Genomic DNA, 5,263 nt, shown 5'->3' on the forward strand with positions numbered 1-5,263 from the left:
GCCTCGTTATGGCAAACGTCTTGACGCCGGGGCTTGGCATGGATCTGCCGCTGCCAGCCGCGGACGCCGCCTCGAACTTGAAAACCAATGCTTTGAACTTGAGAGACTTCATCGCTCATATGTTCCCGAAGAGCGTCATTGAATCGATGGCGACGAATGAGATACTCCAGATTGTGGTCTTCTCCGTGTTCTTCGGTGCCGCACTTGGCACCATGAAGGATGGCGTCGGCAAGCCGCTACTCCTGTCCATCGACGGACTCGGGCACGTGATGCTCAAGCTGACCAACTACGTGATGGCCTTTGCTCCGGCCGGCGTGTTTGGCGCCATCTCCGCGGTCATCTCTACCCAGGGTGTCGGCGTGCTCCTCGTCTATGGAAAACTGCTCGGCAGCGTGTACCTGTCGCTGGCGATACTCTGGGTCATTCTTATCGGTGCAGGCTACTGGTTCCTCGGGCGAGATGTATTCCGGTTGCTTGGCGAGATTCGTGCTCCGCTTCTATTGGGCTTTGCTACGGCAAGTAGTGAGTCGGCTTACCCGAAGGTGGTCGAGCATCTCGGGCACTTCGGCGTAAAGGACCGTATTGTCAGCTTCGTCCTTCCGCTTGGTTACTCGTTCAATCTTGATGGCTCCATCATGTATACCTCGTTCGCGGCGCTGTTTGTCGCGCAGGTCTATGGCATCGAGTTGTCCCTGACGAAGCAGATTACGATGCTCTTGGTCTTGCTCGTGACAAGCAAGGGGATTGCGGGCGTTCCCAGGGCCTCCCTCGTTGTCGTCGCGGCCGTATTGCCGATGTTCGGACTGCCGGAAGCCGGCATCTTGCTCGTGCTTGGCGTTGACCATATCCTCGACATGGCTCGCACGGTTACGAACGTCCTTGGGAATGCGTTGGCTACGGCCGTGGTCGCAAAGAGCGAGGGAGGACTGCAAAGCTCCTCCGCTGCGCGGTCGAGCCTGGATACCCCCAGGACGGCGTAGGGCCCCAGGCGGGGTGTAGAGAACGCCGCGACTCGCGCTTCGAATTTCTGGTGAAAGCTGCGGCCGTTTGGAGAGTCGTCGAGGGCAACCCGTCCGACTCGCAGGCGTGCCGGCCAACCTATTCCGAATTACTCACAGCGGCCTGAAAGGCCACCTTCAAAGATATGCTCGAAAAGAAACCAGGGCGACCGTCCGCGTTCATGACGGCGTGCATGAGCACAGGACTGTTCTTCGCCATGGCAGCGGTTACCTGCGCCGCATCCGCTGCCTCAGCCAATGCGCCAGAGGACCCGGACAGTAACAGAATTGCCGCGGAAATGAAGAAAATGCTGGACGGCCGTGCCGAAGTCAAGGGAGTCGCAAAGACACCGATTCCCGGCTTGTTCGAGGTCAGCATTGGTGGTGGCTTGGTGTACACGGATGGCTCCGCGAGATACATCATCAACGGCGTGATGGTTGATGCAAAGAGCGGTGCCAACCTGACGGAAGAGCGCCTTGCCGACTTGAATCGCATCAAATGGTCTGACCTGCCTCTCGCCGACGCGTTGAAGTGGACCAAGGGAAATGGAAGCCGGCAGATGGCCGTATTCTCGGACCCAAACTGCCCGTACTGCCGCCGGCTTGAGCAGAATTTGCGTCAGATTGACGATGTGACCGTCTACACCTTCCTTATGCCGGTGTTATCCGACGATTCGGAGCTCAAGGCCCGGCAGATCTGGTGCGCGGCGGATAGGACCAAGGCCTGGCGAGACTSGATGCTTGGGAAAGTTGCCCCGGCAGGGAAGGCCAACTGCAAGACACCTATTGCCGACAACCTTCGGCTGGGCAGGAAGCTGAACGTGACGGGCACGCCCGGCGTGTTCTTTGCTGACGGCACGCGGCTGGCCGGTGCTGCCGACGTGGTCACGCTCGAGCGTTCAGCGCGGACAGCCGCCAAAGTGCGAGCGCAGCGCAATTTGTCTCCGTTTATGACATCGACACAAAATACTCATACACATCGCGCTTGCGGACCGAGATAACCTCCACGGCGTCAAGAACTCGTATGAAGGTAGAAATTGTGAAGCGCGCCGTTGTAGTGGGTATCAGCTCGGTGGTTCTGTTGAGTGCATGTGTCATCGCTCCTCCGCGCGAGGAACACCGGCATCGGGATTGGGAAAGGGAAAGGGAAAGGGAAAGAGAGAGGTTCTCTCGATGGGAGCAGCCGCAGGAGATGCCTCGAGACTTCACCATCGAGCGTCACCAGCAGCGCTGATGAGACAGGTGGCGTGTGCCCTGGATCAGGCTCATTCCCGAGGCCGCCTTCAGTCCTTCTCTGAGGGCGCTAACGAATAGCTAGCGGAATGCCTACGAATGCGAAGACCGCTCTGAAAGCTTCCATGTAGGCAGTGCGATACTCCGCCTCGAATCGCCAGCGAAATAGACAACCATCCGAGGCCAGCGGGAGTACTTCGAGATACATGGTCTCGGTCACCAAGCTAACGGCCTGGGAAATTAGCCGATAGTCACTGGCATCGACGATTCTGTTGGCGTAGATGCCAAGCCATGCCAAACCGCCGGCGCCCGCATCGTCCGCGGTACGAAGTTCGCAGTCCATCTTGTAACCATCCTAAGCAAACGTACAGCCTGGTCTTCCATTCGGGATATTCTCCGCCGATGCAAAAGCGGGCTACCGAGTGCCCGCTCCAAGCATGGAGAACCTATTACCTGCACTCGGGTTGCAAGCAGCCGTCAAGCGCAAAGTCGGCCCTCCTGTCGAGCATGATATTCAGGGCCTGAATCGCAGCTCGGGCCGAGCCGCGCCCAAGATTGTCCAATCGCGCAGCAAGCAACCCGCTTTCCTCGGAGCTTCCCGGCAGGCAGTAGAGTTCCAGGATGTTGGTGTCACTGACTTCGCCTACGGCGATGCCGTCGGCTGGGGTGGCGCCTCGTGTCACCCTGACGTGACATGAATCAAGGTACCAGCGCTCCAGCAAGGAGTACGCGTCCTCCAGCGTGTGATGCGGCGTGAGGTTGGATTGGAACAGTGGGATGTGTACGGCGGTGCCACGCGCAAAGTTTCCTATGCTTGTGGCAAGCTGTATCGCTTGCGGGGGACGGGTCCATCGCTTGATTTCCCGCAGTTCACGGTCAATGGAGGTTGTCTGCAAAGTCCGGAAGACGGCGCGCTCCGCGCGGGCCGCGGTTTCCGCGCGCGACCTGGTCTCGCTAGCCTCCAGTGCACTATATCCTTGCACCGCATGGATACTTATCGGCAGGCGGGGGGCCAGGTATCCAGCTTCAAACAGGGGGTGCAACAGCGAAATGGAGGCACTTGCCACAGCGTTCGGAATCCCTACAACGCGTGCTTCGCGAATGAGAGCAGAGTTTTCCCGGAAGAACTCGGGGAGACCGCACACTACGTCACCACCTGAGAGATATGCTCCACTGGTATCGATGATTCGGGGCCCCTCGTGCAGATGTCCCAGAAGCTCGAGGGAGGAGGAGGCATTCCCACAGAGGATAGCGAAATCGGCCTCTCGGGCGATGTCAATCCGCGACACACGCCCCTCGTGGACGAAGGGCTCATAGCATGATAGTTCCAAATCGGACCTGTTCCGCAATAGCCCCCACAGGGTAAGGCCAACGGGAGTTTCCACTCCATCTACAAACACCTTCCGTTTGAGCATTTGAAATCCGATTCGTGGGGCCGCTTTGAGTGAGTACGCGGTGTTGGGGCGAGCTAGGTGGCAGTCCGAAACCGGCGCCTGTAGTCTGCCGGTGTGACGCCGAGGCGACGAACAAATGCGCGGCGAAGGCTATTGGGGTCGCCGAATCCGCAGAGTGCCGCGACCCGCTTCAAGGGATTGGCAGTTTCCTCCAACATCCGCCTCGCGGCGTCCAGACGAGCCCCTTCGACAAATTCGGCCGGTGTCGTGTTCGACTCGCGCTTGAACATGCGGGCAAAGTTCCGCGTGCTCATTCCTGCGTGCAGCGCAAGATGGTCTACGGAAAGGGGCTTCTCAATGTTCTCAAGCACCCAGTTCTGCACGTCGCGAATAACGCTCTTCTCAGCGGTCTGGGCCGCCAGGTGAGCGCTGAATTGCGATTGCCCACCTGGCCGTTTGAGGAACATCACGAACTCTCTTGCGACTTTCAACGCCACACCGCGACCGAAGTCCTCTTCGACCAAGGCCAATGCCAAGTCCATGCCCGCGGTAACGCCTGCGGATGTGTAGGTAGCTCCATCCTTGATGTAGATACGGTCAGGTTCCACGGTTACGGCGGGAAATGTGCTCGCCAGGCGGGTCGATGCGTTCCAGTGCGTCGTAGCCCTCTTTCCATCCAGAAGACCGGCACGGGCCAACAAGAACGCCCCCGAACACACGGCGCCAAGCCTGCGCACCCGTTTGCTTTGCTGCACGAGCCAGGAGAGCAGGGCCGCTTGCTCCTCGATTTCGCGCATCTTCGGGCTGCCTGCAACAAGAAGCGTGTCAATGTCACCACTCGCTGATGCGATGCCAGCGTCGGAGAAGAACGTCATGCCATTTGATGCCCGGACTTCGCCGCGCTCCGGCGTGATGATTTCGAACGTGTATGCGCCCGGATTTCCAGCCTGCCTGGCGGCTTCGTTGAACACGTCAATTGGGCCAACCACATCAAGCATCTGGACGCCCGGAAATGCAAGTACGGCTACTTTCATGGTCGCTTATTGGTCGAGGCCTGTTGCGTGCTGTTTAATCAGAAAAGGTCAACCGGCCTTTGGGGGTCCGTGTTTGCGCCATCATTGGCTGTATTTGGCGCGGGAGTCTGGTTGCCATCTTTCTTGAAACTACGCTGCCTTCCCCTTGTACGGAGGCCGTGCGTTTCCCGTGCGGAGCACCCGGGGAATTGCCCTCTGCCGCGGGTTGCCGGGCCGCCGTCTATCGGGGGCCCGGCTCGGGAACGTGCGGCGCAGGTCTAGCGACTTCAGCCAAGCAGCAAGCGGCCGCTGAAGAGCAGGTGAAGCGTGCGAATGAACAAGATGCCAATCGCAATCGTAAGGATGGCGAGGATGAGGCCGGCGATTAGCGTCAGCGGCCAGGTATTGGCAAAGAGTGCATATTTCAGTGCGGCATTCGCCAGGGCAGCCATCGGGAAGCTAATCGCCCACCAGGACGCAGCAAAAGGAATCGAGCGGCGGAAGACTTTGAAGCCGAGAACGATAAAGAGGAAGAAGCCGAAGTAGAAGAGCAGCGACGCGAACATATCGACATGCTGAGCGACGTTCACGTATGCAAGAAATCCAACTTCGAACGGCGCAATCA

At 58.8% G+C, this 5,263-nt stretch carries 6 protein-coding genes; 2 read left to right on the forward strand and 4 right to left on the reverse strand.

Annotated elements, in window-relative coordinates; all coding sequences use genetic code 11:
* On the forward strand, window positions 1-980 hold a 980-nt coding region (locus AC1DO7_RS40330), incomplete at its 5' end, for a dicarboxylate/amino acid:cation symporter (protein WP_477117496.1).
* 212 nt (window positions 981-1,192) lie between these two features.
* Window positions 1,193-1,999 carry a DsbC family protein gene (locus AC1DO7_RS40335; protein ID WP_477117497.1) on the forward strand — a complete coding sequence of 269 codons (807 nt, stop codon included), beginning with the start codon at window positions 1,193-1,195 and terminating at the stop codon, window positions 1,997-1,999.
* A 302-nt stretch (window positions 2,000-2,301) separates the two neighbouring features.
* Here AC1DO7_RS40335 and AC1DO7_RS40340 read toward each other — a convergent pair whose 3' ends face one another.
* The 4 genes from AC1DO7_RS40340 to AC1DO7_RS40355 all read right to left on the reverse strand — a co-directional run.
* On the reverse strand, window positions 2,302-2,574 hold the full coding sequence (locus AC1DO7_RS40340; RefSeq protein WP_441619079.1) for a hypothetical protein: 273 nt from the start codon (window positions 2,572-2,574) through the stop codon (window positions 2,302-2,304).
* Window positions 2,575-2,680: 106 nt separating this feature from the next.
* Window positions 2,681-3,298, reverse strand: coding sequence for a hypothetical protein (locus tag AC1DO7_RS40345; protein WP_441619081.1), 618 nt, complete (start codon window positions 3,296-3,298; stop codon window positions 2,681-2,683).
* A gap of 401 nt (window positions 3,299-3,699) precedes the next feature.
* Window positions 3,700-4,659 (reverse strand): GlxA family transcriptional regulator, encoded by a 960-nt coding sequence (locus AC1DO7_RS40350; RefSeq protein WP_441619083.1) that lies wholly within the window; start codon window positions 4,657-4,659, stop codon window positions 3,700-3,702.
* Window positions 4,660-4,925: 266 nt separating this feature from the next.
* A partial coding sequence (locus AC1DO7_RS40355) for an SLAC1 family transporter (protein WP_477117498.1) occupies window positions 4,926-5,263 on the reverse strand: 338 nt, incomplete at its 5' end.

The sequence above is a fragment of the Cupriavidus sp. 05N40 genome (assembly GCF_056397305.1).

What these genes read in the sequence shown, in the direction of transcription:
- AC1DO7_RS40350 (WP_441619083.1), bottom strand. Translation starts at nt 4,659, where the DNA reads ATGAAAGTAGCCGTACTTGCATTTCCGGGCGTCCAGATGCTTGATGTG.
- AC1DO7_RS40340 (WP_441619079.1), bottom strand. Translation starts at nt 2,574, where the DNA reads ATGGACTGCGAACTTCGTACCGCGGACGATGCGGGCGCCGGCGGTTTG.